Source organism: Halopseudomonas sp. Lyrl_26 (genome assembly GCF_051948695.1).
GTDB lineage: Bacteria > Pseudomonadota > Gammaproteobacteria > Pseudomonadales > Pseudomonadaceae > Halopseudomonas > Halopseudomonas formosensis.
Window position 1 is genome coordinate 1 of record NZ_JAYJLH010000007.1, and the last position, 25084, is coordinate 25084.

Below are 25084 nucleotides of genomic sequence, written 5' to 3' on the forward strand. Positions count from 1 at the left end.
TTCAAATAGAAAACCCCGATCTGGAAACAGGTTGGGGTTTTTTCTTTGCCGTTGCGCATCCTCTCTCGCTCCTGGCGTTGAGGTATACTTTCCGGCATTACCGCAGTACCACCGAGGAGACAGGCAGATGAGTCAGGATCGCGTCATCATTTTCGATACCACCTTGCGTGATGGCGAGCAGAGCCCCGGTGCGTCCATGACCCGGGAGGAGAAGCTGCGCATTGCCCGTGCCCTGGAAAAACTGCGGGTAGATGTGATCGAAGCCGGTTTTGCGATTGCCAGTCCGGGTGATTTCGAGGCGGTGAAAAGCATTGCCGACACCATCAAGGACAGCCGGATCTGCAGTCTGGCCCGGGCGGTGGACGCGGATATCGACCGTGCCGCCGAGGCGCTGGCCAATGCCAATGCCGGTCGTATCCACACCTTCATTGCTACCAGTCCGATCCACATGGAATACAAGCTGCGCCTGCAGCCCGACCAGGTGATCGAACAGGCCGTGCGGGCGATCAAGCGCGCGCGCAATCTGTGTGAGGATGTCGAGTTCTCCTGCGAGGACGGCGGTCGTTCCGAGATCGACTTCCTGTGTCGGATCATCGAGCAGGCGATCGACGCCGGCGCGCGGACCATCAATATTCCCGATACCGTCGGTTATGCGATTCCCCACCAGTTCGCCGAGACCATTCGCCAGATCATCGAGCGGGTGCCCAACGCGGACAAGGCGATCTTCTCCGTGCATTGCCATAACGATCTGGGACTGGCAGTAGCCAACTCGCTGGCCGCGGTCACCGCCGGTGCGCGCCAGGTGGAATGCACCATCAACGGTCTGGGCGAGCGAGCTGGTAACGCAGCGCTGGAGGAGATCGTCATGGCGTTGCGTACCCGCCAGGACGTATTCCAGGTGGATACCGGTATTGTTACCGAACACATCCTCAGTACCTCGCGCCTGGTATCGAGCATCACCGGTTTCCCGGTGCAGCCGAACAAGGCCATTGTCGGCGCCAACGCCTTTGCCCACGAATCGGGCATTCACCAGGATGGGGTGCTCAAGCACCGCGAGACCTACGAGATCATGAGTGCCCAGTCGGTTGGTTGGCATGCCAACAAGCTGTCCCTGGGCAAGCTGTCGGGGCGCAACGCCTTCCGTACCCGTCTGCAGGAGCTGGGTATCGAGCTGGCCGATCAGGACGAGCTGAATGCAGCCTTCGCCCGCTTCAAGGAGCTGGCAGACAAGAAGCACGAGATCTTCGATGAGGACCTGCAGGCGCTGGTTTCCGACAGCATTACCGATGTGCCGGAGCGCATGCGCCTCAGTTATCTGGATGTCACCAGCCGCACCGGTGAAACACCGGTGGCGAAGATCAGCGTGGAAGTCGATGGCGTTGAACGCCAGGCCTCGGCTTCGGGCTCCGGTCCGGTTGACGCGGCCTTCCGTGCACTGGAGGAAATCGCACACTCAGGTGCCAATCTGCAACTCTACTCGGTCAATGCCATTACCGAGGGAACCGACTCGCAGGGCGAGGTAACCGTACGACTGGAGAAGGATGGCCGCATCGTCAACGGCAATGGCGCTGATACCGACATCGTGATTGCCTCGGCCAAGGCCTATATCAATGCCTTGAACCTGATCCAGTCCGGTGTGCTCAAGGCCCATCCGCAGGTTGAAGGTATCTGATGCTGGAGTCCACACGCCTGGCGTATCTGGAAGCCATGGGCGTGGTTGGCTGGGTGCCGCGTCAACCACTGGCCAATGCGGCCTGGCGTCTGCCGCCCCTGATGCCGGAGTGGGAGGACGAGCCTGACGCCCACACGCAGGCGCCTGAGTCCTCGCTGCCTGAACAGCGTATCGTGATCCGGCCCGGCCCGCAGTCGACCGGCAATAACGCCGGCTCGGCCGTGGAGCAGATCCGTGCGCGTATCGCCGGTGCCGATACCCCCCGCCAGCAAGCTCAGCCAGCCCCTGCTGCCGAAGCGCCGGCGCCGTCCCGGGAGGAGCCTGTAAAGGCCGAGCCACTGGAGTCTTTCTACCTGCAGCTGTGGCAAGCCGGTTCCTGCGCCCTGTTGCTCGAGGTGCACGAGCCGGGACTGGAAAGCGCCTCCCCGGAGCTGAATCTGCTCAGGGATATTGTCAGGGCGGTGCAGTTGCCCCCGCCGGCCTTTGTGGCCGATTTTCGCTGGCCGCTGAACCGCAATCCGCAGCTGGATCGCAGCGCGCCCGCGGCCAGCCGGGCGTTGCAAGTCTTCATGCAGGGGCGTCTGGAAGGGCGTCAGGCGCACTCCGTCGGCTGCTTTGGTCGCTTCCCCCAGCTGCTGCTCGGACCGGACCTGCTCGGCGAGGGCCAGCAGCCCGAGGGTGAGCAGATGCTGGAGGCGTTACCGCCGGCCTGGTTTGCTCCGACGCTGGAGCAACTGCTGGGCGAGCCCCGCTACAAGGCGCGGCTGTGGAGCCAGCTGCAACGCATCATGCATCGCTGGCAGGGTGAGTAATGGTAGAACCGACGTTTCGCCCGATGACCGAGGCGGATGTGGAGGCGGTGCTGACAATCGAGTTCAGCGCCTTCAGTCATCCCTGGACACGGGGCATCTTCCTTGATTGCATCAAATCCGGCTACGAGTGCTGGCTGATGTTCCTCGGCGATCAGCAGGTGGGGCACGGAGTGCTGTCGGCCGCCGGAGATGAATGTCATCTGCTCAACCTGACGGTCAAGCCGGAAAGCCAGTCCAACGGTCTGGGTGGCAAGCTGCTCGATCATCTGCTGTTGCAGGGGCGCGGGCGGGGAGCCGAGACCGCGTTTCTCGAGGTGCGCGAATCAAACCAGCCCGCTATCCGCTTGTACGAGCGCACCGGGTTCAATGAGATCGGTCGTCGACGTGGCTACTACCCCGCAGTGGGTGGCCGTGAGGACGCGCTGGTGATGGCTTACACTCTGCTCGATTGAAGCAAGACCAGCAGATACACGCGGGGTATATATGGGCGTGCGGCAACGGGCCGTGTTCTGGTTGGTGCTGACCGCACTGGCCTGGGCTGGCAACGCACTGATTGCACGGGCTGCGATTGGCATTCTGCCACCGATCGGCCTGTCCTTCTGGCGCTGGAGTCTGGCTCTGATCCTCTTGTTGCCGTTTACGGCCAGAGGGTTGTGGCAGCACCGGCGCGCGCTGCTGGCCAGCTGGAAACAGCTGGCGGTACTGGCGGCGCTGAGCATCTCTTCCTACAACACCCTGCTGTACCAGGCTGCGCAGAGCACCTCGGCGATCAATCTTACTCTGGTCGGCACCGGGCTGCCGGTGGCGGCATTCTTCTGGTCCGTCCTGCTGCTGCGCCAGTGGCCGAACCGCGCGGCCATCAGCGGTACCCTGTTGGGCCTGGCTGGCCTGCTGCTGGTGTTGTCCGCTGGTCAGCTTGGACGTCTGCTGCAGCTGGAGTTCAACCGAGGCGACCTGATCATGGTAGTGGCGGTGCTGTCCTGGGGGCTGTATTCGGTGCTGCTGCAGCGCTGGCCGATCCAGGCGCCGGGTCTGGTGCTGATGGCCGCCATGCTGCTGTGCGGTGTGCCCCTGCTGACTCCCTTCTTCCTCTGGGAGCAGGCGCGGCTCGGCCCCATGCCGCTCACCTGGCACACGGCAGGCGCGGTGAGCTACACCGCCCTGTTCGCCTCGTTGCTGGCCTACGTGGCCTGGAATCACGGAGTGAAGGTGCTGGGACCCTCCGCTGCTTCACTGTTCAGCTATCTGGTGCCGGTATTCACCGCACTGCTCGGGGTGCTGCTGCTGCAGGAGCAGCTGCGGTGGTTCCATCTGGCCGGTGGTGCGCTGACCTTCATGGGGCTGCTGGTGGCGACCCGCTGGAAGCGTTGACACCCCCGCGCCGCGTAATTGGCGTTACCTGTCTCTGCACGCTACTCAGCTGCTTGTATGGCAGCAGCATGCTAGCTCCACGCGGTCGACGGCGGTGGCGACGATCGGCGGAAAAATCCGAGGCAAATCCGAAGGGCAAAAAAAAGGCCTAGCCGAAGCTAAGCCTTTGAATTTGTTGGTGGCTACACCTGGACTTGAACCAGGGACCCCAGCATTATGAATGCTGTGCTCTAACCAACTGAGCTATGTAGCCATCTGAGGCGCGCATTATTCCCATACGGGAGAACCTTGTCAAGAGGGATTTCGCGCAATTGGTAAAATTTTCAATCGCTTACCCGGGAGGGCGAGCCTAGCGGATCCCCAGCTGCAGTCGCGTGGCGATCTGCCCCTGATCTGCCTTACCGGTCTCGTCCACGTCGAGAAGATGGATGCGTTCAGGCTCCAGCCTGCCTTCATCCACCAGCCAATCCTTGATCGCGGCGGCGCGCTGCTGGGCCAGGCGGCGCAGCGCCACCGGGTTGTCGCTCCAGTGCGCGATCAGGGCCTGGCTGCGGGCCTCGGTGCGTTCATCCCGTGACAGCGCCTGCCATTCCTCCGGCTCGGCCAGCTGCAGCTGTTCATGCAGGGTGCGGATCAGTTTGCGCCGGTCGCGCTCATCCAGCTCCAGGGTGGACGGGTCTTCCGGCGGGCGGCGCATTTCGCTGGCGGCGAGCTGACGCAGTTCCCGCTCCAGGCGGGCTGCGGCCAGCTGCGGCCCGTCGAGTTCGGCAGCGCCGACACCTTCCACTTCGAGGGCCAGCTGCGGGCGCTCGGACAGGGCCTGGGCCAGGGTAGCCAGCACCTGGGTGGCGTTGGCATCGAGCTCGCTGCTGCCGGCGCTGAAGCCGAGCTGACTGAGGTCGGCGTCACCGCCGCCGGCCAGCCCGGCGATGAACTTGAACGGTGCCTGGGTGGCACGCAGTACCAGATTGCGCAGGGTCTGCCAGATGATGGGCATGACGCTGAACTCGGGATTGTTCAGGTCGCCGGCCACCGGCAGCTCGATATCGATGTTGCCCCGGGTGTCCTTGAGCAGGGCCAGGGCCAGGCGTACCGGCAGGTCCACCGCGTCCGGGCTGTCGACCCGTTCGCCGAGCTGCAGGTCCTCAAGCAGGACCCTGTTGTCGGCCTGCAGCTGGCCCTGATTGATGCGGTAGTGCAGATCCAGATTCAGCCGTCCCTTGCGGATGCGGTAGCCGGCGAACTTGCCGGAGTAGGGCGTCAGGGTGGTCAGCTCGACGTTCTTGAAGCTGGTGGCGATGTCCAGACTGTTCAGCGGGTCGAAGGGGGTGAGCTCGCCGCGGATGGTGACCGGGGCGTAGCGATCCACCTTGCCCTGGAGATCCACCCGGGCCGCCTGGGTACGCTGGTTGTCCAGGGTACCGATGCTGCCATTGAGCTGTTCTATGCCGGTGGCGAAGTTGGGCGTCAGGCTGAAGTCAGCGAAGTTGGCCGAGCCGTCGGCGATGCTGATGCCGCCGATGCGGATACCGAAGGGTTCGCCCTCGGCTGCCGGGGCCTCGCGCTCGGGTTGGGCTCTCACCAGGTCGCTGAAGTTGGTGCTCATGTCGCGGTTGATGATGAAGCGTACATAGGGTTGCTGCAGGGCAACTCGGCCTATATCCAGGCGACTGCCCCGGTAGTGCAGCTCGTTCAGATCCATGCTCGACCATTTCAGCAGATCCCGTTTGGCCGGGCCGTCGACCACATGCAGCTGGCGAATGCTTGCCTGACCGCCAACGTCCAGCTGCAGCGGTTGCAGCTGGTCGAGCTTGACCTGCAGCTGGCTGTTCAGGCGCCCTGAGCGCAGCTCAAGATTCACCAGCGGGGCAAGGTAGGCCTGGGCCAGGGTCAGGTCGATGTCGCCGGTCTCCACCTGCAGCGCCGCCCGCACGGGGTTGATGCCGGCGGTCCCCTGGATGGCTAGCCGGGCCTCCTGGTTCAGCAGGGTGTCCAGGCTCAGCTCGAATACGCCTTCGGACTGGCTGTCGAAGTCGTTGAGGCTGAGGTTCAGCGGTCCCACTTCAATGGTCACCGGAGTGCTCGGTTGATGGTCGGTCAGCTGCAGTCGGTAGCCCTGCAGCTGCGCCTGATCCACCAGCAGCCGCCATGGCGGCGCCGGCTCGCTGTCCTCTTCCGGGGCAGCCTGAGGCGTCTCGGCTGCGTCGGGCTGCTGTGCCCCATCGCTGCGTTCGAGCAACTTCAGCCAATCGATCTGTCCATCCGCCAGGCGGCTGGCCTGCAGCTGCAGGCCCTGGCTGGTTACCCGGCCCAGACGCGCCTCGCGCCGGGCCAGATCCAGGGTGCTGTCGCTGATCTCCAGACTCTCCAGTTGCAGCGACGGCTGGCCGGCACTGATCAACGCCAGCTGACTCAGCTGCAGGTAGGTATCGCTCAGCCGCAACTCGGTGGTCTCGGCCAGATCCAGTTCATAGCGGGTATCCAGGCTGATGTCGCCGCTGCCCAGATTCAGTGGCAGGTGGTCACGAACATAGGGCCAGAAGGTGCTCAGGTGAATCTGATCTATCTGCAGGCGACCGCTGGATTTCAGTGGCAGCAGGCGCACCTCGCCCTCCCAGGTGATCAGCGCTCCGTAAGGCCCGCGGGCGCTGACCTGCATCTGCGCATTGTCCTCGGGCAGGGTGCTGAGCCGGGTCAGTTGGATATCCACCGCGTCGTAGCCGAACTCCACCGGCTCGGCCGGGCGCAGATCCTGGAACTGCAGACTGTTTCCGAGCAGCGCCAGGCGATCGATGCGCAGGGGGAAGGGGCCGCTGTCCTCGGTTTCCGTCGGCTTATTCTCCGGCTCGGGCAGTACCAGCAGGCGAGTCAGATTGAGGCTGCCGTCCTCGGCAAACAGCACCTGCACCCGGGCCTGTTCCAGCTCCACGTCGCGCAGGTGCAGGGCGCCGCTCCACAGGCTGTCTAACTGCAGGTTGGCATAGAGGCGGTCGAAGGCCACCTGCGGTGCGTCCGGCTCGCCCATATGCAGCTTGCGCAGGGTCAGTTCAAGGGTGAAGGGATTGAAGCGGATGGCTTCCAGATGGGCCGGCACAGTCGCCCGCTCTTCGAATTGCCTGTTTATCAGGTAGACGCCCAGTGCGGGCAGCAGCAGGAAACCCAGCAGGGCATACAGGGTGACAGCTGCGGCCAGGCTGATCAGCAGGGTTCTTGGTTTGATGCGCATGGACTCTACCCGTCTCGCTTGAAGCTATGGGCAGTATCGCACGGTGGAAGGCAAAAAAGGATGGGGAAGTGGTACGGGGCGGTAGTGGATACCGCCCCTGGCTGAAGGGTACGATTAGACGTTGAACAGCGATTGTGACTGCAAGTCATTGAATGAACAGTTCACCATGCTGCTCCATTAAAAAATATACTCATGTTTGTACTCAAAAAACTCAGCATTGAGTACGTTCAACCCTGATCTGGCGCCGTTGCGCCGGCTCGGATTCAACTTTCCAGGCGCCTGCGACAGGCATCAATGGTGGATGTTATCTGCTGCGCCAACATCTGCCTGATCGGAGCACGCTCAAATCGCTCACCTAATGAGCTTGCCTGCAGCAACATCCGCTCGATGACCTCTTCCGCCCGTTTCCTTGGGACGCCACCTTCCTCCGCCAGACGCAATAAATGCCGGCGTTCGATGGCAGCACCTTCGCCGCAAACGTCCAGGTGATGCTGGCCCATCGGGCCTTCGCTGAAGGTCAGGTCGAATGCCGGAGCCAGACGCCAGCGCCGGTCAGGCCCGAGACGCCACGCGAAATTCTTGGGATGGTCGTCACGGTTGTGGAAAAGCACATTGAAGACGACTCGTGCGTAGGCTTTCTCCACTTCGCGCTCGTCGCGCGTCAGGAAACGGGTAGCCCGCAGGAAGGCGGTATAGTCGGTGGCACCGGGCAGGCGAAAATCCACTTGCAACAATCCAGCCAGACTGTGCACCGGGACGCGTTGCCCTCCCTCCCGGTCGAAGCGCGCGACGCCGAAGGCGGCCAGTTCGGGGCTAAGGTCGAACCAACGACTTTCGGGCACATCCAGTCCGCAATCCCGAGCCAACTCGGCATAGAGCTGCTCGATGACGCAAACCTCTTTGTGTTCGTTCTGCGCCGGGAACTTGACCAGCCAGGGACTGCCGGGCGCATCCGGACGGGTGCTGACTTGCCCGGTCATTGCGTCGTACTGCACCAAGGCCTTGGGTCGAGCCCCTTGCGGTGAGCCGCCGGTGAGCGCGAGCTCGCGCAGGGCTGCCCCCGCCTCGCCCGCGAGCGCGAGACGGCTTTGCTCGGCCAGCGCCAGCAAGGACCAGTCGGGCTCGTGGGCGCCGGCGTCGCTTGCCGGAACGAAGCGCAACGCGCCCATCGCGCGCTCACCAATGAAGGCCAGGCGGTCCAGTGGCCCGGGATGGCGCAAGCCGTGTTGACGGAACAGGCGATCCATCAGCAGCAAACCCCAGCCGTCAGGCAGACTGTCGGCGATCAGGCCCGGAAGGCGATGCAAATGGGTCGGAAAACCACCGTAAGCATCCGCACGCAGCTTGAGGTGCAAGGGCGACAATTCCAGGCCCTGAGACAGAGCTTCGGGAGAATATTCGAAGAGCAGGGATTGACCGTCATCGGCCAGGCGTCCCAACGGCCAGTCTTCTCCCCAGCCGCAATAATGCACGGTAAGCAGCTTCATGATGTTCTCTTACGCGGCGCACGCTGGCGGCGGCTGACAAGGTCCACCTGCTCCATCTGGGCGATGGATTGCCGTTTGAGCACGAAGAGATCGTCCAGCGCCTCCAGCAAGCCAAGTGCCTGCGCGACACGGACCAGCGTTTCCAGCGAGCACTGACCGTCGCTTTCGAGTTTGCGCAACGCCCCCAAGGACAGTCCGGCCATTTGCGCCAGTTCACGCTGCGTAAGCGATTGGGCAAGCCGCTGCTCGCGCAGACGAGCACCCAGCGCGTGCAGGATCTCAGCGGGAGTCGAGAGATGAAAAGTCACTTTTATGACCCTTAATGCGGAAAAAATTGCGTAAGTGCCATTTTAATGTACTTTACTTATTCTTGAAAGCAGATGGCTGCGATAGCTGCCGCGAGCGACTAGGCAGTGACCATCGTAACGTTACGCTACCGTAGTGCTACGATGTTACGGTGCCGGCTCCTGTCCAGCAGCCGGCGCCTCCAGCAGTACTGAAGGCTCCACCCCCAGCGCCTCGGCCAGCTTGAAGATGTTGAGTAAGGCGATGTTGCGTTGCCCACGCTCAACACCCCCCCAGATAGCTGCGCGCCAAGCCACTTTCCAGTGCCAGGTGTTCTTGCGACCACCCTCTGGTCTTTCTGATTTCTATCAGCTTCAAGCCGAAGCGTAGTCGGGGATCAAGGGCCATATTTCTCTCTTCTTAAAGAGAAATGACTCTATGAGTACCCCCTCTATAGGGCTACGCCCGATAAGTGCCCGGACTATAAGTAACAATTTAATTCAAGCGCCATAGAATGACCTCTATGAGTAACAACATGGAGGTGATGACGTATGGCAAGCGTCTGGAAGACTGCCGGGGTCGGGGCGGCTGCGGGGCTGGCAGTTCCGGTGGCTGGGCTTTCAGGTCTTGCTGCCACTGCTCTTACGCTGATTCTTGTACTGGCGATGTTCGGCGTGGGGCCTGCGCGCCTGTCACAGACATCGCTTTGGGGACTGTTGACCAGTGAGCTGATGCTCTATCTGCTGATTTCGCTGGCGATCTTCATGCTGTCCTTCTGCTTTCTGGCGCGCTTGCAGGCCCGCTGTCAGGCACTTGTGGCCAAGCTCAACGCTCAGCAGGGGCTGTCATTCGATGCTGGACATCTCTTGGGCTACCCCGCGCCGGCCTTTCTAGTGTTTGACCGGCAGCATCGCAAACTGGCTGTCTGCTCAATCGTGGCTGAAGCCTGGCGTATCCACGACTTCTCCTGGCTGCTTGGGTGGCGGATGACCTGGCGCGAGGTCGAGAGCATGGAGATGAACGGCGGCAGCCGTCAGGTCAACGCCAGCTGCATGAGCGTGCCGACCTTCGAGCGCACGGTACGCGCCAAGGACTTCGCCATCGAGCTGCAAACCGCCGACCCGCAACGACCGCTGCTCAGTTTTCCCATGAGCCGTCGGGCGGCGGAAACCTGGTGCGCCCGGCTCAATGCCCTCTTCAACGGATAACCTTGCGAGGAACTGCGATGAAACACTACCGGAGCTTATTGCTTCTGCCTTTTGTATTGACAGGTTGTGCCACAACCGACATGCAGGGGGCGCTGGATTCCCTGAACGGACTGGGACAATCCATTGGGACCAGTCTGTCGCAAGCGGCTACGCCCGAAAGCGCGGCAAACCGCAACAGCTTGCTGGGCACTCCACTGCACAACGCCTTGCGCCAGAATCTGTCTACCGACGGTCGCGCCCCGGAATGGCCCAAGGTGGTGATCAGCAATCTGCAAATTCCGGCTGATCAGATGACGCTGACCCGCAGCCTCACGCTCAAAGCCAGTGATTGCATTCGCTTTGACGCAGTGCTCTGGCACGACGCCAAGCGCTCCGAGCGCTTCAGCAATCTGTCGCTTTGCGCGCCGGAGCTGCCGAAACAGTCAAACAACTTCGTGCTGACCTGGAAGAGCTTTTCCATTTCCGGCAAAACCAGCGGTCAGGTTCGTAGCGATGGACCGACCCCGCCTTACAGCAAGTTGCCCGGCGACCCGGAGCGTTGGTTGATGAATCAGTTCGGCCTTTACTATGTCGGTTCGCTGCTGACCCTGGTCGGCTACGACCCCAACTTCACGGTCGATGACCGCCGCTTCTGGATCAGGAACATCAAGGGATGAAAGCGTTGCTGCTGGCGGCCATGCCGGTGGTGCTGATGGATGGCACTACCCCAGACCTCAACCGCTGGTTGCAGATCGAGCCAGCCATCGTCGCCGCCGTGGAATGCCGTCAAGCCTTGCCGTTGCACGTACTGGACGGGATTGCGCCCAATGCTCCCGGCAGTTGGTCGCTGACGCCGGCGCGCAGCTTCACGGCATTCGGCCTTCCGGTGACGCGTATCGAGCTGTTCATCGACGCGGATGGTGAGCTGGGTGCAAGCTATACCGCAGTTATTGAAAAGCGCAGCCTGGAACAGGTGCGCAAGCAACTGAAGCTTGCCAGCAAGCGCGGGCGCATCGGTCAGCTGTCGGCAGATCAGCCCAGCGCCGAAGTTCAAGTGAGCTGCACGGTCGCAGCAACGGGGCAAGGGTGAATATTCAGCGCATTCTCTCCGGCGGCCAAACCGGCGTAGACCGGGCTGCGCTGGATTTCGCCATTGCCCGGCAGATTCCGCACGGCGGCTGGTGCCCGGCAGGCCGACGGGCTGCTGATGGCGTACTGGATGCTCGCTACCAGTTGATGGAGACCGAATCCAGCGGCTACCACCAGCGTACCAAACGCAATGTTCTGGACGCTGATGCCACGCTGATCATTTACCGGGATCGGCTCGAAGGTGGCAGCCTGCTCACTCGCGATCTGGCGGCGGGGCACGGCAAGCCGCTGCTGCTGTGCAATTTGCATGTCCCTACAGAAAAGCTGTTGGCGGCATGGCAAGACTGGTTGGTTAGCCATCCCATCGCTATTCTCAACATTGCTGGCCCGAGTGAAGTACGCAACCCCGGTATTTACCTGCAGGCGAGCGCGCTACTGGAGCTTTTGTGGAGTACGGAACATGAACCGATCTGATGCCCGTTGTGCGACACCTTATATCTACTCGGGTGAGTTGCAGATTCGCCCCGAAGTGGATGCCGCACTGGCTGCGCTGAAAGACAAACCCTACACCGCCATCCCCAGCTGGAAAAACGACGGAACCTGGGAACTGTGGACGGTGGAAGGTGATGCTGAAACCGAGCTCTGCATCATCAGCGGCCCAGCGACAACCTATCCCAGCGAGGCCGATGCGCTGGCCGCCGGTGCGGCCTGGATCGCCAACCTCAATTCCATCCCTCGCTGACAAAGCCAACACTACGGTGGCTGATCTCCACCAGCGGCCTGATGTCTTGCACCTGGACGACTCCTCGGTCATCACGAGCTGCCGAGCCCAAAGCCCGCTGCACCCCTGCAGCATTGGCCGGGGTGCCAATCGACTCGTTGGCATCAGCACACAACGTCCTCTTGGCGCTGGCGGAGCAGGCCGCAGCGGATGTGGGTGACGAAGAACTGCTGGAAGGACTGATGTTCCACCTGACAGAAACCGTTGGTAGCAATGCCGCCTCGCCGCAAGATTGGCAGCGGCTGGAGCTGATTCTGAGACAGGCTCTGGAAGCGGGTATGTTCCCAGGCGACATAGCACGCTTACTCGAAAGGCACCTACAGAACAGGTAGCCAGACCGCTTCCTGTTCGAGCGCCAGTCCGGATTGGCGCATCTGTTCGGTTAACGGGTCCAGATAATCAGGCAACTGCGGAACAGCACTGGTGAACTCCCGAAGCGTATCCTGCCATAGCCGCTGGCTACCATAGCGTGCCAGTTTGCTTTGCCAGTCGGGCATCAGCCAGCATTCGCAAGTGTCGCCAAGCTGTGCAAAGAGTCGCGCGAAATTGGCCAGCCCCACGCCGTCATAGTCCGGGAACAGTACGACACGGCTTGCACGCGGGCGCTGCCCCAGCCAAGCGAGAAGCCGGCCATCGAGCTGGCCGCCGTAGTACAGCAGGGAGGCTTGCGTTCCTACTGGCAGCCAATCCGTGCGGTCAAACAGCGCCTGGTTCTCCACCAGCCAGAGCGGCTGCCCGCTTTGCCAGGTGTCGCTAGTTTCAATGCGCAGGCTGGTAGCCCCGAAGTGGTGCGTGAGCTGGCTGAGTGGCAGTTCGCTCCCGTGTTCGCCTTGCCGCCAGAGAACCTTTTCGCCAACGGCCTTGAGCAAGGGGTAGTAGCACTCATGCTGATGATTGCGCGCTTTGCTGTCGCGCGCGTGGGCGATGTGTTGCGCCCGCAGCGGCAGGTCGTCCGTGGATAGCATCCCGACTTGGGGGGAGAGTGCGCTCAGATGGATATCGAATAGTCGCGGATCGCTGACACGGTAAACATCACCGCGCCCCTGACGCTGGCAGATTACCGCTCCTGTCTGCCGGGCAAAGCGATCCAGAGCGCTGCGCTGAGCGGCGGTGAAATAGCTGGCCGGCAGGGCTTGTTGGCCATGCAGTTTGAGCAAGGCTGCGCGCAGGGTTCGATCCATGCTCAGGCGTCCAGCGGTTCGATGATCTGCCAGCTATGACGGCTGATCTGGTTGCTGCCGTTGCGCGTGTGAATCGGCACGCAGTAGCGCACGGTGGTCAGCGGCGCGGGTGAGGCAAAAATCAGCGAGAAGCCGAACTCCGCCGCCGTGTCGATCAGGCTGCGCTGATTGCGGGCGTCCAGGGCCAGTGCCTCGTCCAGGTAGCAGATACCCTGGATGGGGCGACGCTGATCCTGCATCAAATGCAGCATCGCCAGCCCCGTCACCAGTTTGGCCATCAGCACGGTGCCATTGGAGGCGGCACTGTCGAGGTCATCGAAGGCTTCCGGCTCGCGATCTGCCTTGCCGACCCAGAAGCGCAGGCGAAACAGGTCGGCCACACGCAGGCCATGGCGGGCGTTGCCCTCTTCGATCAGCAGGGTCTTTGCGCGATTGAGTTGATCATCGTCGAGCACGCTCTGCTGGTTGAACAGTTCGAAGGTTTCGCCACTGTCCACAGTGGCGGCGGTACTGATCAGCAGTTCGATGGCCTCGACCAGAATGGTTTCGTCTTCGGGTTCGATCTTGAACACGGCCAGATCGGAAAGTTGCCGGCCGCTGATCTTGCGGTTGAACTCGCGCATCCGACGCTTGAAAGCAAACAGGCCGTCGCGCAGTTCGCGCAGGCAGGCGGCCACATTCACCACCGCCGAGCGTACTTTCTTTTCCAGGGCTTCGGCTTCCTGTGGCAGGTGATGGGCGAATTCAACGAGACGAACAATCTCGCTTTCCGGTTCGCCGACAAACTGATACTTGGTCAATCCGCCGCTATGGATTTCACCCAGCAGATGGCGGATCTGCTCATCCAGCTCCAGCAACTGGCGGCAGTCGGCCTGATAGGTCTGCAGGCGCTCGGCCAGCTGTTCCAATGCGAACTCGGGCTGGACCAACCAAGGGCTGTGCGGCAGGTCGGCCAGCCAGGTGAAGGGGCCTTCGTGGTCGACTCGCTGATGACGGCGTTGCTCGATCTGCCGGTGTTGCTGCTGCAAGGCCGCCAAATCCTGTTGCCGCTGCTGCCGCTGCTGATCCAATGCGCGGTGCCGCTCTGCCGACTGCGCCAGACTGGCGCCGAGTTCGGCGAGCTTTTTCGCCAGTGTCTGCAGCCGCTCCTCGCGCTCGGCCTCGCTTTGCCGCAAGTCCTGCATGTGCGCGTAGTCCCGCAATTCGGCATCCAGTTCGGCTAGTTGCTGCTCCAGCGCTTGGCGTTGCTGTTTGACGTTTTCCAGAGCCAGGGCGGTGGCCAATTGTTCTTGCAGCTGAGTCTGCTGTTGCTGCAACTCCTGCTGCAATTCGCTCAGTTCCGCCAGGGTCCGTTGCTGATACTGTGCCGGCAGGGCTTCCAGCCGCAGTTGCAGGCCAGGTAAATTGAATTGCCCGGCATTCGCATCGACCAAGGCCGCAAGCAGGGCCTTGCCATCAAGGCGGAAATCCTCGCTGCCCAGGGTCAGTACCGGCTTGGCCAGCACCTTGTTCAGCGCGTTGAGTTGTTCCGCAGATACGACACCAGCCAATTGCTGATAGAGATTCTGCCCCTGGGTGCGCAACTCCTGCGCCAGCTGCGCGGATTCCCGTTCGATCCGTGTCAGCTCGCGCTCGATGGCCGCAGGCGTGCGGCTCTGGGCCTGGCCGATACGCACCACCAGCGCATCCCGTTGTTCCTGCAGCTCGCGGCGGCGCGCCTCCAGCAGGGCGCGGTCGGGGATCAAGGCAAAACGCTGCTGCAACGCGCGCAACTGTTCGCTTTGTTGGCGGAGCTGCTTTTGTTCCAGTTCGCACTCTTTTTTCTCGCCAGCCGACCGCATATCCTCTTCGCGCAGGCGCTGCAGCTCGACATCGCACTGCGCCAACTCATGCTGCAAGGTTTGCTGGCGGGTCTCGTAATGCTGTTGCCACTGACCCAGTGCCGCGTCGATCAAGGGGCGCCAGCACAGCAATTTGCCGCGCAACACCAAGCGGGCCTCCTGCTTCTGTTCCAGTTCGCTCAGAGTGGCTTGCAGCCGCACGGCGGCCAGGTACTGGCTGCGTTCGGCATTGAGATCCGCGAATGCCTTGTCCCATTCCGCCTTGAAGTCGATGCTGGCATCCGGCAGATCGCGGCGGAAAATCCGCAGCAGATAGTCCTTTACCTCGCTGGAGCGCAGTTTGTCCAAGCGCAGTGTGCGGGTCAGCACCCGCTGAAAAACGCTGGCATCGCTGGCGTGCTCCAGGCGGAAAACGCAGAAATCCTGCTGACTGGCGAGCTTGCGGTTGCGCCCGCCATACACCATGTCGGCAAATTCGCTGCTGCTGTAGCTGAACACCCGGCGCCCAAAGCTCGCCAGATGGCTGGCCAGTTGCGGTTGTGCCACCAAAGTGCCATCCGGCAGGCAGAACTCCTCAACCTTCAGCGGCCCGGCATAGGCGAAATACTCGTACTCGAAGCTCACCCCTTTGCCCACGCAGCCCAGCACGACGGTGCCGGACTCCGGCAGCGACACCTCCAGCAGCACATAGGCGCTGTTGTTGGGGAAATAGAAGCGCCGGCTCTTGTCCACATCGTGCGCCCCGAAATCCATACGGCGGCGGTCGATGATCAGCAGGAACTGCAGGGCATTGATCAGGCTGGTCTTGCCGGTGTTGTTGGGCGCCACCAGAGAGACCGCACCATCGAGCGGCAGCTCGGCGCGCGAGTAGCCGGCACTCCCCAGCAGGACCAGACGTTGGAAGCCGTACTGCATCAGGTGTTCTCCTCGTCGTCTGGTGCATCCGCAGTCCAGTCTTCCGCTGCGGGCGTGCTCTCTTCGTCGCCATCGGTCTTGGCCGCCAACGCCAGGCTTTCGAAATGATCGAGGTAGCGGCATACAGCGGGCAGCAGTCGCCAGCCGGTCGGCTCAGCCACAGCAAAGCCCAGGTTGCAGGCGCGGCCCATCAGCTCCACCAGGGCGTCGAGGTTGAGGCCCTCGGCATCCAGCAGGTCTTGCTGTTGCTTGTAAACCTCGGCCAGCCAGGCGCTGTCGATCAGCCAATCGGTAAAACGCTGCAAGGCCTTGCCGGCGTTGGCCTGGGCATCGAAGATCACCATAAACAGCAAGGCCAGCTGGCGGCTGATCTTGCCGATGTTGCTGTTGGCCTCACTGTTGTGAAACCAGGCAAAGCCCCTGGCATCCAGGCGCAGCTCGAACCCCAGCGCGGCAAACAAGCCGACATAGCTGGCCTCGTGCTGTTCCAGCTCCGCCCACAGCGCGGGCTCGGCCATTCGATTCAGGTGTTTGCCGGAGAGAAACAGGCGGAACAGCTCGGCCAAGGCCGGCATCTGCGCCAGCGCAGCGGCTAAAGCGGGTGGAATCGTCATGGCAAGCTACTCACACGATGAGGGTGATGCAGGACGCGAATCGTCTGCAGCGTGGTTTTTTCAGGCTGGCTGGCTGCCTCGAACTGCCAGCCGGGCTCATGTTGCAGGTCATGGAACAGGCGCAGCAGGGTGGCATCCTGCAGGTGGGCGTAATGGCGGTGCAGCCAATCGAGCAGATTTTCCACCGGCAGGCTGCGGGCCAGATGCGCACGAATAGCGGCTTCGTCCACCTGCTCCAGCAAGGGAGCGTCATCGCCAGGCTCATCCTTCGGAAAGGCCACCGCCTGCGGCTGGTATTGGCGCGCGGCAGCCATGACCGCCCGTACCTCATCGCCCAATTGCAATTTGAAACCGCGCTCATTGCGCCAGACGGGGAGTGCGGTCTCATCCGCCGGGCGCGACAGTGCGCGACGCAGGCCGCGTTTGCGCACCTGACCCAACAGCAAGCTGATGGCACTGGTCAGTGCGTTGTGCTGACGCAGCTCTTCGCGCAGGGGCAGCAGTGTATCGGCGCACTGTTGCGCAACCAGCCGGCCAAAGCGCCGCAGCTCCTTGGCCTGGTGCGCCACCTGACGTAACTGCAGGCGATGCGAGTAGAGCGCACCCTGTACCGACAATTGCTCTAGGCTCAAGTCGAGCGCACGCTCCGCTTCTTCCAGATAGCGATAGAAGGTGCCCTGCGAGCCGCTGTCCATCATCTGGTTCATCGGCTCCACATAATGATCGTAGGCTTCCAGCACCTCGCGGTAGCGCTGGCTGATCGGCATGCTGCTGTCGGCGCTTTTGGCGTTTTCCGCCAGCTCAAAGAGCGCGTGCCGGTCCTGATCGAGCTGCAGGCTGATCTGGCGGAAGAGTTCTGCCAGCTTGTTGGCGGCCCCGCGCACGCGATCCATGTCGGCTCCGAGCATCCCTTCATTGAGTGCTTCGGTGGCTTCACGGATCGCAGCAACACGAGCCTGCAGTACGGCAGCCAGGCCCAGCTCATGTTCACGGGTGAGGCCGCGCACGAACTCCAGCACATAGGCATTGAGCTGCAGATCGCTGCTGCGCGGCAAGGTTTGCAGGATGTCCGCATTGACCAGGGCACGCAGTACCGCGCCCTGCGTTTCGGCATCCCGTTGCCCGGATACCTTGGCAATACCGTTCAACACCTGATCGCTGGTCAGCACGGCAAACTCGCGCGACAGCCGCACCAAAAGCTCCACGGTGTCCCAATGGGTGTAAAGCGCGTAGACCAGCGAGCGAGGGTTGGCCATGTCAGTTCAGTCTCCCACCACCGAGCAGGCATGCCCTGTGCGGCATGCTCTCACCCGCCAGCCGCACAGGGCGGCAACCCGGCGCATGGCCGCAGCGGGGTTTCATAAGGTGCAGGCTGGACGCATCGACCATTCGTTGTCCCCACGCCGCCGCGCCCGATTTCAGGCGAAATCGAGCCCAGCGGCCACATTCTTTGTGCTCTTGCGAGCCAGCACAAAGAGCTTCTCCCTGGGCTTGGCGTTGCGGCAGTGCGTGTCGGTAAGCATGGTGGCTGACTCCTTGTCATGGCGACAGCGGCACTATACTCACTTATTCGTACATACTCCAAGAGCTGTACTCGCTAGCGTACTCAGGCATGCATTGACTGCTCGGGAAGCTTGAAGCAGCGCTATGAAACAATAAAACCGCGCAACTGCACGGTTTTATTGGGATTTTTATGCTTTCCTGGTGTTTCATGAAACATCAGGAAAACGGCTTGGCGACTCAGATGTTGAAGCGGAAGTGCATGACGTCACCGTCCTTGACGATGTAGTCCTTGCCTTCCAGACGCCACTTGCCCGCTTCCTTGGCACCGGCTTCGCCGTTGTACTGGATGAAGTCGTCGTAGCTGATGACCTCGGCACGGATGAAGCCCTTCTCGAAGTCGGTATGGATCACGCCCGCCGCCTGGGGGGCGGTGGCGCCGACCTTGACCGTCCAAGCACGTACTTCCTTGACCCCGGCAGTGAAGTAGGTCTGCAGGTTGAGCAGTTCGTAACCGGCGCGGATCACCCGGTTCAGGCCGGGCTCTTCCATGCCCATGGACTCGAGGAACATGAGCTTTTCCTCTTCGTCATCCAGCTCGGCAATCTCCGCCTCGATCTTGTTGCACACCGGAACCACCACGGCACCTTCGGCGGCGGCGATCTCGCGTACCACATCCAGGTAGGGGTTGTTCTCGAAGCCTTCCTCGGAGACGTTGGCGATGTACATCACCGGCTTGCTGGTCAGAAGATGGAAGCTTTTGATCAGCTTGCGTTCATCGTCGCCCAGCTCCTTCATCAGGGTGCGTGCCGGCTTGCCTTCGGTAAAGTGGGGGATGAGCTTTTCCAGAAGCGCCTTCTGTGCCACGGCTTCCTTGTCACCGCCCTTGGCGGTGCGGGTAACCCGCTGCAGCTGCTTTTCGCAGCTTTCCAGGTCGGCGAAGATCAGCTCCAGATCGATGATCTCGATATCGCGCTTGGGATCGACGCTGTTGGACACGTGGATCACGTTGTCGTCATCGAAGCAGCGCACCACATGGGCGATGGCGTCGGTCTCGCGGATATTGGCGAGGAACTTGTTGCCCAGACCTTCACCCTTGGAGGCGCCTTCCACCAGGCCGGCGATGTCGACGAACTCCATGGTGGTCGGCAGCACCCGTTCGGGCTTGACGATGGCGGCGAGGGCATCCAGACGCGGGTCGGGCATGGGCACGACGCCGCTGTTGGGCTCGATGGTGCAGAACGGGAAGTTCTCGGCACCGATACCGGCCTTGGTCAGCGCATTGAACAGGGTGGATTTGCCCACGTTGGGCAGTCCGACAATACCGCAATTGAATCCCATACTGGTGTCCTCTGCCGCGGCTGCGGCGAAAATGAATCAGGCCTTGAAGCTGTGCAGGCGCTGCATGACGCGGGTCCAGTCGCCGGCCAGCATGCCGGGGACCTCGCGGAGCGCCTCATCGATACAGGCGTCCAGCGCCTGCTGCTCGTCCCTGGGAGCACGCCCCAGGACGTAGCCCGTCACCTGCGAGCTGTGGCCGGGATGGCCGATGCCCAGGCGCAGGCGATGAAATCCGTTGTTGTTGCCCAGTTGGGCAATGGTGTCGCGAAGTCCGTTGTGCCCACCGTGACCACCGCCTTTCTTGCAGCGAACCACGCCGGGGGGCAGGTCGAGCTCGTCATGGGCGACCAGGATCTCCTCGGGGGCGATGCGATAGAAGCCGGCCAGCGCGGCAATCGCCTGACCGCTGCGGTTCATGTAGGTGGTGGGGATAAGCAGACGGACATCCTGACCATTGAGGGTCAGGCGGCCGGTGAGGCCGAAGAACTGTTTTTCCTGGCGTAATGACACGCCATGGGCGGCAGCCAGCCGCTCAACAAAAAGGGCGCCCGCGTTGTGCCGGGTCATGTCATATTCCGGTCCCGGATTGCCGAGACCGACGATCAACCTGATTCCCTGCGTCACAACGGGCGCCCCTCCAGGGTGTCAGCGGGATATTACTCCGCGGACTCCTCACCTTCACCAGCTTCCTCATCAGCAGCGCCAGCGGCAGTACGCTGAGCCATGATGGTCACCACCGGCAGGTTGTGATCATCGCCCAGAGCCAGGCTGGGGATGGTCACGCCTTCGGGCAGCTTCAGGTCAGCCAGGTGCAGGGCCTGACCTACTTTCAGCTCGGCCAGATCAACCTCGATGGAATCGGGCAGATCCTTCGGCAGGCAGCTAACTTCCACTTCCGGCAGGTTGCGGAATACCATGCCGCCTTCCTGCTTCACGCCTACGCAGGTTTCTTCGTTGAGGAAGTGCAGGGGAACCTGAACGGTTACCTTCTGTCCAGCAACGACGCGCTGGAAGTCGGCATGCATGACACGCGGCTTGGCCGGGTGGCGCTGCAGGGCCTTGAGCAGAACTTCTTCATTCTTGCCATCAATGGACAGGCCGATGATGGAGGAGTAGAAAGCTTCGTTTTCCAGAGCCTTGTTCAGCTCGCGCGCGGCGATGGAAATGCTCTGGGGTTCCTTGTTGCCACCGTAAACGATAGCGGGAACCAGGTCGGCGTTACGACGCAGGCGGCGGCTCGCACCTTTCCCCAGATCGTCACGCGCATTCGCATTCAAGGTGAAGTCGACCATCATAGTCTCCTTGCTGTGCGTCCGGGTGCTTGCGACCAGCACGTCGGACGATTGATAAAACCCGGCGTTATTGCCGGGCTGTTTGAACCAGCGCCTGCTCCTTAACGGAACATGGCGCTGATGGATTCTTCATTGCTGATACGGCGCATGGCCTCGGCAATGATCGGAGCCATATCCAGCTGACGGATGCGCTCGCAGCTGTCGGCGGCGGGCGTCAGCGGAATGGTGTTGGTCACTACCAGCTCATCCAGTTGCGAGGCGTTGATGTTGTCGATCGCCTTGCCGGACAGGATGGGGTGGGTGCAATAGGCGGATACGCGCATGGCGCCGAAGTCCTTCAGGGCCTTGGCGGCGGCACACAGGGTGCCGGCGGTATCGACCATATCGTCGACCAGAATGCAGTTGCGGCCTTCCACGTCACCGATGATGTGCATCACCTCGGACTGGTTGGCCTTGGGGCGACGCTTGTCGATGATCGCCAGATCCACGCCCAGGCTCTTGGCCACGGCGCGGGCGCGAACCACACCGCCGATGTCCGGGGACACGATCAGCAGGTCGTCCAGGCGCTGGGCCTGGATGTCGTCGATCAGCACCGGGGAGCCGTAGATGTTGTCCACCGGGATGTCGAAGAAACCCTGGATCTGGTCGGCATGCAGGTCGACGGTCAGTACGCGGTCGACACCGACCACGTCGAGCATGTCGGCCACGACCTTGGCGCTGATCGGCACACGGGCCGAACGCGGGCGGCGGTCCTGACGGGCATAGCCGAAGTAGGGAACGACAGCGGTGATTCGGGAGGCAGAGGAGCGACGCAGGGCATCGGTCATGACAACCAGTTCCATCAGGTTGTCGTTGGTCGGTGCGCAGGTCGGCTGGATGACGAAGACATCCTTGCCGCGAACATTCTCATTCAGTTCAACGCTCACTTCGCCGTCGCTGAAGCGACTAACCAGGGCGTCACCAAGGGGGATATGCAATTGGCGTACAACGCGCCGTGCCAGGTCGGGGTTTGCATTCCCGGTGAAGACCATCATCTTGGACACGCTACATTACCTTCTGGGTAGTGGGTCTAATGCGATGAGTCAGTGAGAGAGCCGGGCGAAATAAAAAGACGCCTGGCCGGTCGAGCCGGACTCAAGATGTCATGAATTATTGCTGCCGGAAGAAAATGGCAGGGGCGGCTGGATTCGAACCAACGCATGGCAGGATCAAAACCTGCTGCCTTACCGCTTGGCTACGCCCCTGTATACTGTCCGGATGCTTCGGGTTGCATCCTTCTTACGTCGCTTTGTTGAGTAAAGCATGTAACGGTGAGGTGTTACATCCCTTGGCAACAAAGGCTTGCAGAGTGGCTGGCAACCGGGCGCGAACTTTATCAGCTTCGCGTTCATTTGGGAAGGCCCCAAATAAGCAACTGCCAGTTCCGGTCATCTTAGCTTCACAAAATTTGTTTAGCAAGATCAACGTGTTACGAATTTCAGGGTAACGCGCTGTGACAACCGGCAGGCAATCATTCCGACCGCCGTGCTCTCGAAAGGCCGCTAATGTAATCGGCGTTGTGTCGCGAGTCAACCTTTCATCGGAAAATATTTCCGCGGTGCTCACATGGCAGGGCGGAACCACCACCAGGTACCAGGGCTCGTCCACCTCCACCGGGGTCAGCTGCTCGCCCACCCCTTCGGCCCAGGCCGCCCGCCCGCGCACGAATACCGGCACGTCCGCGCCCAGCTCCAGGCCCAGGGCGGCCAGCCGGTCCTCGCCCAGATCGGTCTGCCACAGGTGATCGAGGCCGACCAGGGTGGTGGCGGCATCGGAGCTGCCTCCGCCGATACCGCCGCCCATCGGCAGGCGTTTGTCCAGCACGATATCCGCGCCGAGCCGGGTGCCACTGACCTGCTGCAGGCGCCGCGCGGCGCGAAGGATCAGGTTGTCCTCGGTGGCAACGCCGGGCAGTTCGGTCAACAGGCGGATCTGCCCGTCTTCCCGGGGGGTGAAATGCAGGGTGTCGCCATGATCGAGAAACTGGAACAGGGTCTGCAGCAGGTGATAGCCGTCCGCCCGGCGTCCGGTGATGTGCAGGAACAGGTTCAGCTTGGCTGGTGCCGGCAGGCTCAGGGTTGCCCTATTCATGGTCGGCGGCGCGGCTCCCAGCGGGTGATCACCAGGGTCAGCAGCATGTCGTGGCCGGACAGTTGCAGGCGCTGGGGCAATTGCACGCCCTCGACTTCCTGATAGCGGCTGTATTCCACCGTCCAGCCGGCCTGTGCCAGCCGCGCCAGGCGGCTGTCGGGATTGAGCTGCAGGCGGCTGGGGCTGTCCGGCGCCGGCAGGCCGCGCACCCACCAGAGCAGGTTCTCCACCGGCAGACGCCAGCCTATCTGCTGCTCCAGCAGGTCCTCGGCCGATTCCGCCGTCAGGGTCGGTTGACCGGCGATATCCAGGGTCACGCCGCGGTCATCGCCCTGGATGCGGGTTGCCCCCCGACCCAAGGGGCCGGACAGGCGGATGTCGTAATAGTCCCGTTGCTGCAGCCAGAGTACGGTGCCGCTGCCAGATTCGCTTGGCGCCTTGACCCCCAGCTTGCCCTGCAGAGTCCAGCTGTCCAGCGGATCGACCGCCTTGCGGTGGGCATTCCAGGCGGCTGCATCGCCACCGAATTCGAGGGTTTCGCGCTGGTGCAGGTTGCTGCAGGCAGTCAGGGTCAGCAACAGGGCCAGCAGCAGGAGAGGGCGGACGATGATCACGTTCAGTTGGCCTTCAGGCGTTCGCGGGTGGCATCGATCAGAGAGCTGTCTTCGGCATCGGCGGCGGCTTCATCCCACACGTCCCGGGCTTCGCGATGCTTGCCCAGCTGCCAGAGCACCTCGCCCAGGTGGGCACCCACTTCGGCATCGGGGAATGCGGCATAGGCCCGGCGCAGCAGCTCCTCGGCCAGCTCCAGGTTGCCCAGCCGGTAATGTACCCAGCCGAGGCTGTCGAGAATCGCCGGGTCTTCCGGACGCAGGCGGTGGGCCTTCTCAATCATCTCCAGGGCCTCATCCAGGCGCTGGTTGCGGTCAGCCAGGGTGTAGCCCAGCGCGTTCAGGGCCATGGCATTGTCCGGTTCCAGGTCGAGTATGCGCTGCAGGTCGGCTTCCAGGCCGGCGGGCTTGCCCAGACGCTCGGCGAGCAGGGCGCGGGTGTACAGCAGGCTGCTGCTGTCCTCGAACCGGCTCAGGGCTTCATTGCTCAGCTGCATGGCGCGCTCGGGGTCGCCGGGGGCCAGTGCCTCGATCTCCAGCAGATAGAGTTCCAGGCCCTGCTGCGGATAACGGACACGCTCATCCTGCATCAGCTGCGCCAGTTCACCCACCCTGTTCTGCTCGACCAGCAGTTGCGCCATGCGCCTGCGCGAGGGCAGGTACTCTTCTCCGGCACGGATGGCGCGCCAGGCCTCGATGGCTGCATCGGTCTGCCCTGACAGGGCGAGTGCCTGACCCAGGTGGTAGCGAGCGCTGCTGTTGTCGGGATCCAGCTCCAGCAGTGACTCCAGCTCGGCAATGGCAGCCTGGTGGTCGCCGCTTTCCATCTCGATCAGCGCCAGGGCCAGCTGGATCTCCGGATCCTCGGGGTTCTGCCGGGACAGCTCGCGGAAATGGCGAACCGCTTCCGGATAATCCTCGGTGTTGACCAGCATGCGTGCCAGCAGCAGGCGCAGTCGATGGTCCTCGGGGAAGCGGCTGACGCCGCCCTGCAGTACCGATATGGCCTGTTTCATGTTGCCACTGCCGGCCAGCAGCCGGCTCTGGAGCATGATCAACGCGGCCGAAGGGTTGTCCCCGCTGTGCTTGCGCAGCAGCTCCAGGGCTTCCTCGGTACGCTGCTCTTCCTGCAGCAGCAGGGCGGCGGCGAAGCTCAGCTGCGGATTGTCCGGATGGCGCTGCAGCAGCGCCATCAGGTTGTTCAGCAGTCCGGCGCGGGTTTCGCTGTCCGCCTGCAGGGAAGCCAGGGCCAGCAGGTCGAAATGGGTGTCGTCATCCAGTTCCAGCACACGCTGCATTACCTGCAGGGCGTCCTCGTGCTGGCCGGCTCGGGCCAGCTGCAGGGCGGCTGCACGCAGCGCGTCGGGATCCTCAGGGCTCACCTCCATCCACAGCTGGGCCATCTCCAGTGCCTGCTGGCGGGCGCCGAGGAACTCGGAAATCTCCATGGCGCGTTCGATGATGCCGGCATCCCGGGTTACCACCGCCTGCTCCAGATAATTGTTCAGGGCAATATCGAAGCGGTTGCGCTGACCGGCGATCTCCGCCGTGAGCAGGGCGAAGAGCGTGTCGGCAGAGAACTGGCCATACTGGATCTGCTCTTCAGCGGCGGGCGGCGCTTCGGGTGCAGAGGGTGCCGGTGCTGATTCGGACGTGGGGCCGGTGGCCGCACAACCGCCGAGCAGCATGCCTATTGCCAGGGCCAGGGTGGGGAGTCGGGGTGCCGTCATGGATAATCTCTTTGAGCCG

The 25084-nt window shown here is 62.3% G+C and carries 23 protein-coding genes and 2 tRNA genes; 9 read left to right on the plus strand and 16 right to left on the minus strand.

Annotated features, from left to right (window positions below):
- The first annotated feature begins 127 nt into the window (after positions 1–127).
- From VF673_RS10215 to VF673_RS10230, 4 genes are read left to right on the plus strand one after another with little or no spacing between them, the layout of a single operon-like run.
- Complete coding sequence (locus tag VF673_RS10215) at positions 128–1672, plus strand: 2-isopropylmalate synthase (RefSeq protein ID WP_090535760.1); 1545 nt, start codon at positions 128–130, stop codon at positions 1670–1672.
- Positions 1672–2484 carry a hypothetical protein gene (locus VF673_RS10220; RefSeq protein WP_440291855.1) on the plus strand — a complete coding sequence of 271 codons (813 nt, stop codon included), beginning with the start codon at positions 1672–1674 and terminating at the stop codon, positions 2482–2484. The genes VF673_RS10215 and VF673_RS10220 overlap by 1 nt, the downstream gene beginning before the upstream one ends.
- A complete protein-coding gene (gene rimI / locus VF673_RS10225; protein WP_440291856.1) occupies positions 2484–2936 on the plus strand; it encodes a ribosomal protein S18-alanine N-acetyltransferase in 453 nt (150 codons plus the stop codon). The genes VF673_RS10220 and rimI overlap by 1 nt, the downstream gene beginning before the upstream one ends.
- Positions 2937–2967: 31 nt before the next feature.
- Positions 2968–3855 carry a DMT family transporter gene (locus VF673_RS10230; RefSeq protein WP_440291857.1) on the plus strand — a complete coding sequence of 296 codons (888 nt, stop codon included), beginning with the start codon at positions 2968–2970 and terminating at the stop codon, positions 3853–3855.
- A 176-nt stretch (positions 3856–4031) separates the two neighbouring features.
- Here VF673_RS10230 and VF673_RS10235 read toward each other — a convergent pair.
- From VF673_RS10235 to VF673_RS10250, 4 genes are all read right to left on the minus strand, one after another.
- Positions 4032–4108: transfer RNA gene (locus VF673_RS10235), tRNA-Met, on the minus strand.
- A 96-nt stretch (positions 4109–4204) separates the two neighbouring features.
- Positions 4205–7081 (minus strand): DUF748 domain-containing protein, encoded by a 2877-nt coding sequence (locus tag VF673_RS10240; RefSeq protein WP_440291858.1) that lies wholly within the window; start codon positions 7079–7081, stop codon positions 4205–4207.
- Positions 7082–7344: 263 nt separating this feature from the next.
- The gene (locus VF673_RS10245; RefSeq protein ID WP_440291859.1) at positions 7345–8568 is read right to left on the minus strand and encodes a type II toxin-antitoxin system HipA family toxin; all 1224 of its coding nucleotides are present in this window, start codon (positions 8566–8568) and stop codon (positions 7345–7347) included.
- The gene (locus VF673_RS10250; RefSeq protein WP_087838477.1) at positions 8565–8876 is read right to left on the minus strand and encodes a helix-turn-helix domain-containing protein; all 312 of its coding nucleotides are present in this window, start codon (positions 8874–8876) and stop codon (positions 8565–8567) included. Before VF673_RS10250 ends, VF673_RS10245 begins: the two co-directional genes overlap by 4 nt.
- A gap of 528 nt (positions 8877–9404) precedes the next feature.
- On the opposite strand from VF673_RS10250, the gene VF673_RS10255 reads away from it, so the two are divergent.
- Genes VF673_RS10255 through VF673_RS10275 form a run of 5 tightly spaced genes read left to right on the plus strand, consistent with a single transcriptional unit; the run spans position 9405 to position 11871 of the window.
- Positions 9405–10061: a hypothetical protein gene (locus VF673_RS10255; RefSeq protein ID WP_440291860.1), complete on the plus strand. Its 657-nt coding sequence runs from the start codon at positions 9405–9407 to the stop codon at positions 10059–10061.
- Between the two features lie 17 nt (positions 10062–10078).
- A complete protein-coding gene (locus tag VF673_RS10260) occupies positions 10079–10717 on the plus strand; it encodes a hypothetical protein (protein WP_440291861.1) in 639 nt (212 codons plus the stop codon).
- Entirely contained in the window at positions 10714–11130 is a 417-nt protein-coding gene (locus VF673_RS10265; protein WP_440291862.1) for a hypothetical protein, read from the plus strand. Before VF673_RS10260 ends, VF673_RS10265 begins: the two co-directional genes overlap by 4 nt.
- Positions 11127–11603: a putative molybdenum carrier protein gene (locus VF673_RS10270; RefSeq protein ID WP_440291863.1), complete on the plus strand. Its 477-nt coding sequence runs from the start codon at positions 11127–11129 to the stop codon at positions 11601–11603. The genes VF673_RS10265 and VF673_RS10270 overlap by 4 nt, the downstream gene beginning before the upstream one ends.
- Complete coding sequence (locus tag VF673_RS10275) at positions 11590–11871, plus strand: hypothetical protein (protein ID WP_440291864.1); 282 nt, start codon at positions 11590–11592, stop codon at positions 11869–11871. Before VF673_RS10270 ends, VF673_RS10275 begins: the two co-directional genes overlap by 14 nt.
- 356 nt (positions 11872–12227) lie before the next feature.
- Here VF673_RS10275 and VF673_RS10280 read toward each other — a convergent pair whose 3' ends face one another.
- The 12 genes from VF673_RS10280 to VF673_RS10335 form a co-directional block, all read right to left on the minus strand.
- Positions 12228–13091 (minus strand): DUF7281 domain-containing protein, encoded by an 864-nt coding sequence (locus VF673_RS10280; protein WP_440291865.1) that lies wholly within the window; start codon positions 13089–13091, stop codon positions 12228–12230.
- Between the two features lie 2 nt (positions 13092–13093).
- On the minus strand, positions 13094–15847 hold the full coding sequence (locus tag VF673_RS10285) for a hypothetical protein (protein WP_440291866.1): 2754 nt from the start codon (positions 15845–15847) through the stop codon (positions 13094–13096).
- A complete protein-coding gene (locus tag VF673_RS10290) occupies positions 15847–16461 on the minus strand; it encodes a condensin complex protein MksE (RefSeq protein WP_440291867.1) in 615 nt (204 codons plus the stop codon). The genes VF673_RS10285 and VF673_RS10290 overlap by 1 nt, the downstream gene beginning before the upstream one ends.
- Positions 16458–17717: a hypothetical protein gene (locus tag VF673_RS10295; protein WP_440291868.1), complete on the minus strand. Its 1260-nt coding sequence runs from the start codon at positions 17715–17717 to the stop codon at positions 16458–16460. The genes VF673_RS10290 and VF673_RS10295 overlap by 4 nt, the downstream gene beginning before the upstream one ends.
- 484 nt (positions 17718–18201) lie before the next feature.
- A complete protein-coding gene (gene ychF, locus VF673_RS10300) occupies positions 18202–19302 on the minus strand; it encodes a redox-regulated ATPase YchF (protein WP_440291869.1) in 1101 nt (366 codons plus the stop codon).
- Between the two features lie 36 nt (positions 19303–19338).
- A complete protein-coding gene (gene pth, locus VF673_RS10305) occupies positions 19339–19914 on the minus strand; it encodes an aminoacyl-tRNA hydrolase (RefSeq protein ID WP_440291935.1) in 576 nt (191 codons plus the stop codon).
- Between the two features lie 44 nt (positions 19915–19958).
- Positions 19959–20594, minus strand: coding sequence for a 50S ribosomal protein L25/general stress protein Ctc (locus tag VF673_RS10310; RefSeq protein ID WP_440291870.1), 636 nt, complete (start codon positions 20592–20594; stop codon positions 19959–19961).
- A gap of 101 nt (positions 20595–20695) precedes the next feature.
- Positions 20696–21637 carry a ribose-phosphate pyrophosphokinase gene (locus VF673_RS10315; RefSeq protein WP_320331587.1) on the minus strand — a complete coding sequence of 314 codons (942 nt, stop codon included), beginning with the start codon at positions 21635–21637 and terminating at the stop codon, positions 20696–20698.
- 126 nt (positions 21638–21763) lie between these two features.
- Positions 21764–21838 (minus strand) — tRNA-Gln (locus VF673_RS10320).
- Positions 21839–21872: 34 nt separating this feature from the next.
- Positions 21873–22724, minus strand: coding sequence for a 4-(cytidine 5'-diphospho)-2-C-methyl-D-erythritol kinase (ispE, locus tag VF673_RS10325; RefSeq protein ID WP_440291871.1), 852 nt, complete (start codon positions 22722–22724; stop codon positions 21873–21875).
- A complete protein-coding gene (gene lolB / locus VF673_RS10330) occupies positions 22721–23335 on the minus strand; it encodes a lipoprotein insertase outer membrane protein LolB (protein ID WP_440291936.1) in 615 nt (204 codons plus the stop codon). The genes ispE and lolB overlap by 4 nt, the downstream gene beginning before the upstream one ends.
- A gap of 5 nt (positions 23336–23340) precedes the next feature.
- The gene (locus VF673_RS10335) at positions 23341–25065 is read right to left on the minus strand and encodes a tetratricopeptide repeat protein (protein WP_440291872.1); all 1725 of its coding nucleotides are present in this window, start codon (positions 25063–25065) and stop codon (positions 23341–23343) included.
- Between the last annotated feature and the right edge of the window lie 19 nt (positions 25066–25084).

Coding starts and splice junctions, on each gene's coding strand:
- VF673_RS10215 (WP_090535760.1), top strand. CDS start 128: ATGAGTCAGGATCGCGTCATCATTTTCGATACCACCTTGCGTGATGGC.
- VF673_RS10220 (WP_440291855.1), top strand. CDS start 1,672: ATGCTGGAGTCCACACGCCTGGCGTATCTGGAAGCCATGGGCGTGGTT.
- rimI (WP_440291856.1), top strand. CDS start 2,484: ATGGTAGAACCGACGTTTCGCCCGATGACCGAGGCGGATGTGGAGGCG.
- VF673_RS10230 (WP_440291857.1), top strand. CDS start 2,968: ATGGGCGTGCGGCAACGGGCCGTGTTCTGGTTGGTGCTGACCGCACTG.
- VF673_RS10240 (WP_440291858.1), bottom strand. CDS start 7,081: ATGCGCATCAAACCAAGAACCCTGCTGATCAGCCTGGCCGCAGCTGTC.
- VF673_RS10245 (WP_440291859.1), bottom strand. CDS start 8,568: ATGAAGCTGCTTACCGTGCATTATTGCGGCTGGGGAGAAGACTGGCCG.
- VF673_RS10255 (WP_440291860.1), top strand. CDS start 9,405: ATGGCAAGCGTCTGGAAGACTGCCGGGGTCGGGGCGGCTGCGGGGCTG.
- VF673_RS10260 (WP_440291861.1), top strand. CDS start 10,079: ATGAAACACTACCGGAGCTTATTGCTTCTGCCTTTTGTATTGACAGGT.
- VF673_RS10265 (WP_440291862.1), top strand. CDS start 10,714: ATGAAAGCGTTGCTGCTGGCGGCCATGCCGGTGGTGCTGATGGATGGC.
- VF673_RS10275 (WP_440291864.1), top strand. CDS start 11,590: ATGAACCGATCTGATGCCCGTTGTGCGACACCTTATATCTACTCGGGT.
- VF673_RS10280 (WP_440291865.1), bottom strand. CDS start 13,091: ATGGATCGAACCCTGCGCGCAGCCTTGCTCAAACTGCATGGCCAACAA.
- VF673_RS10285 (WP_440291866.1), bottom strand. CDS start 15,847: ATGCAGTACGGCTTCCAACGTCTGGTCCTGCTGGGGAGTGCCGGCTAC.
- VF673_RS10290 (WP_440291867.1), bottom strand. CDS start 16,461: ATGACGATTCCACCCGCTTTAGCCGCTGCGCTGGCGCAGATGCCGGCC.
- VF673_RS10295 (WP_440291868.1), bottom strand. CDS start 17,717: ATGGCCAACCCTCGCTCGCTGGTCTACGCGCTTTACACCCATTGGGAC.
- ychF (WP_440291869.1), bottom strand. CDS start 19,302: ATGGGATTCAATTGCGGTATTGTCGGACTGCCCAACGTGGGCAAATCC.
- VF673_RS10310 (WP_440291870.1), bottom strand. CDS start 20,594: ATGGTCGACTTCACCTTGAATGCGAATGCGCGTGACGATCTGGGGAAA.
- ispE (WP_440291871.1), bottom strand. CDS start 22,724: ATGAATAGGGCAACCCTGAGCCTGCCGGCACCAGCCAAGCTGAACCTG.
- VF673_RS10335 (WP_440291872.1), bottom strand. CDS start 25,065: ATGACGGCACCCCGACTCCCCACCCTGGCCCTGGCAATAGGCATGCTG.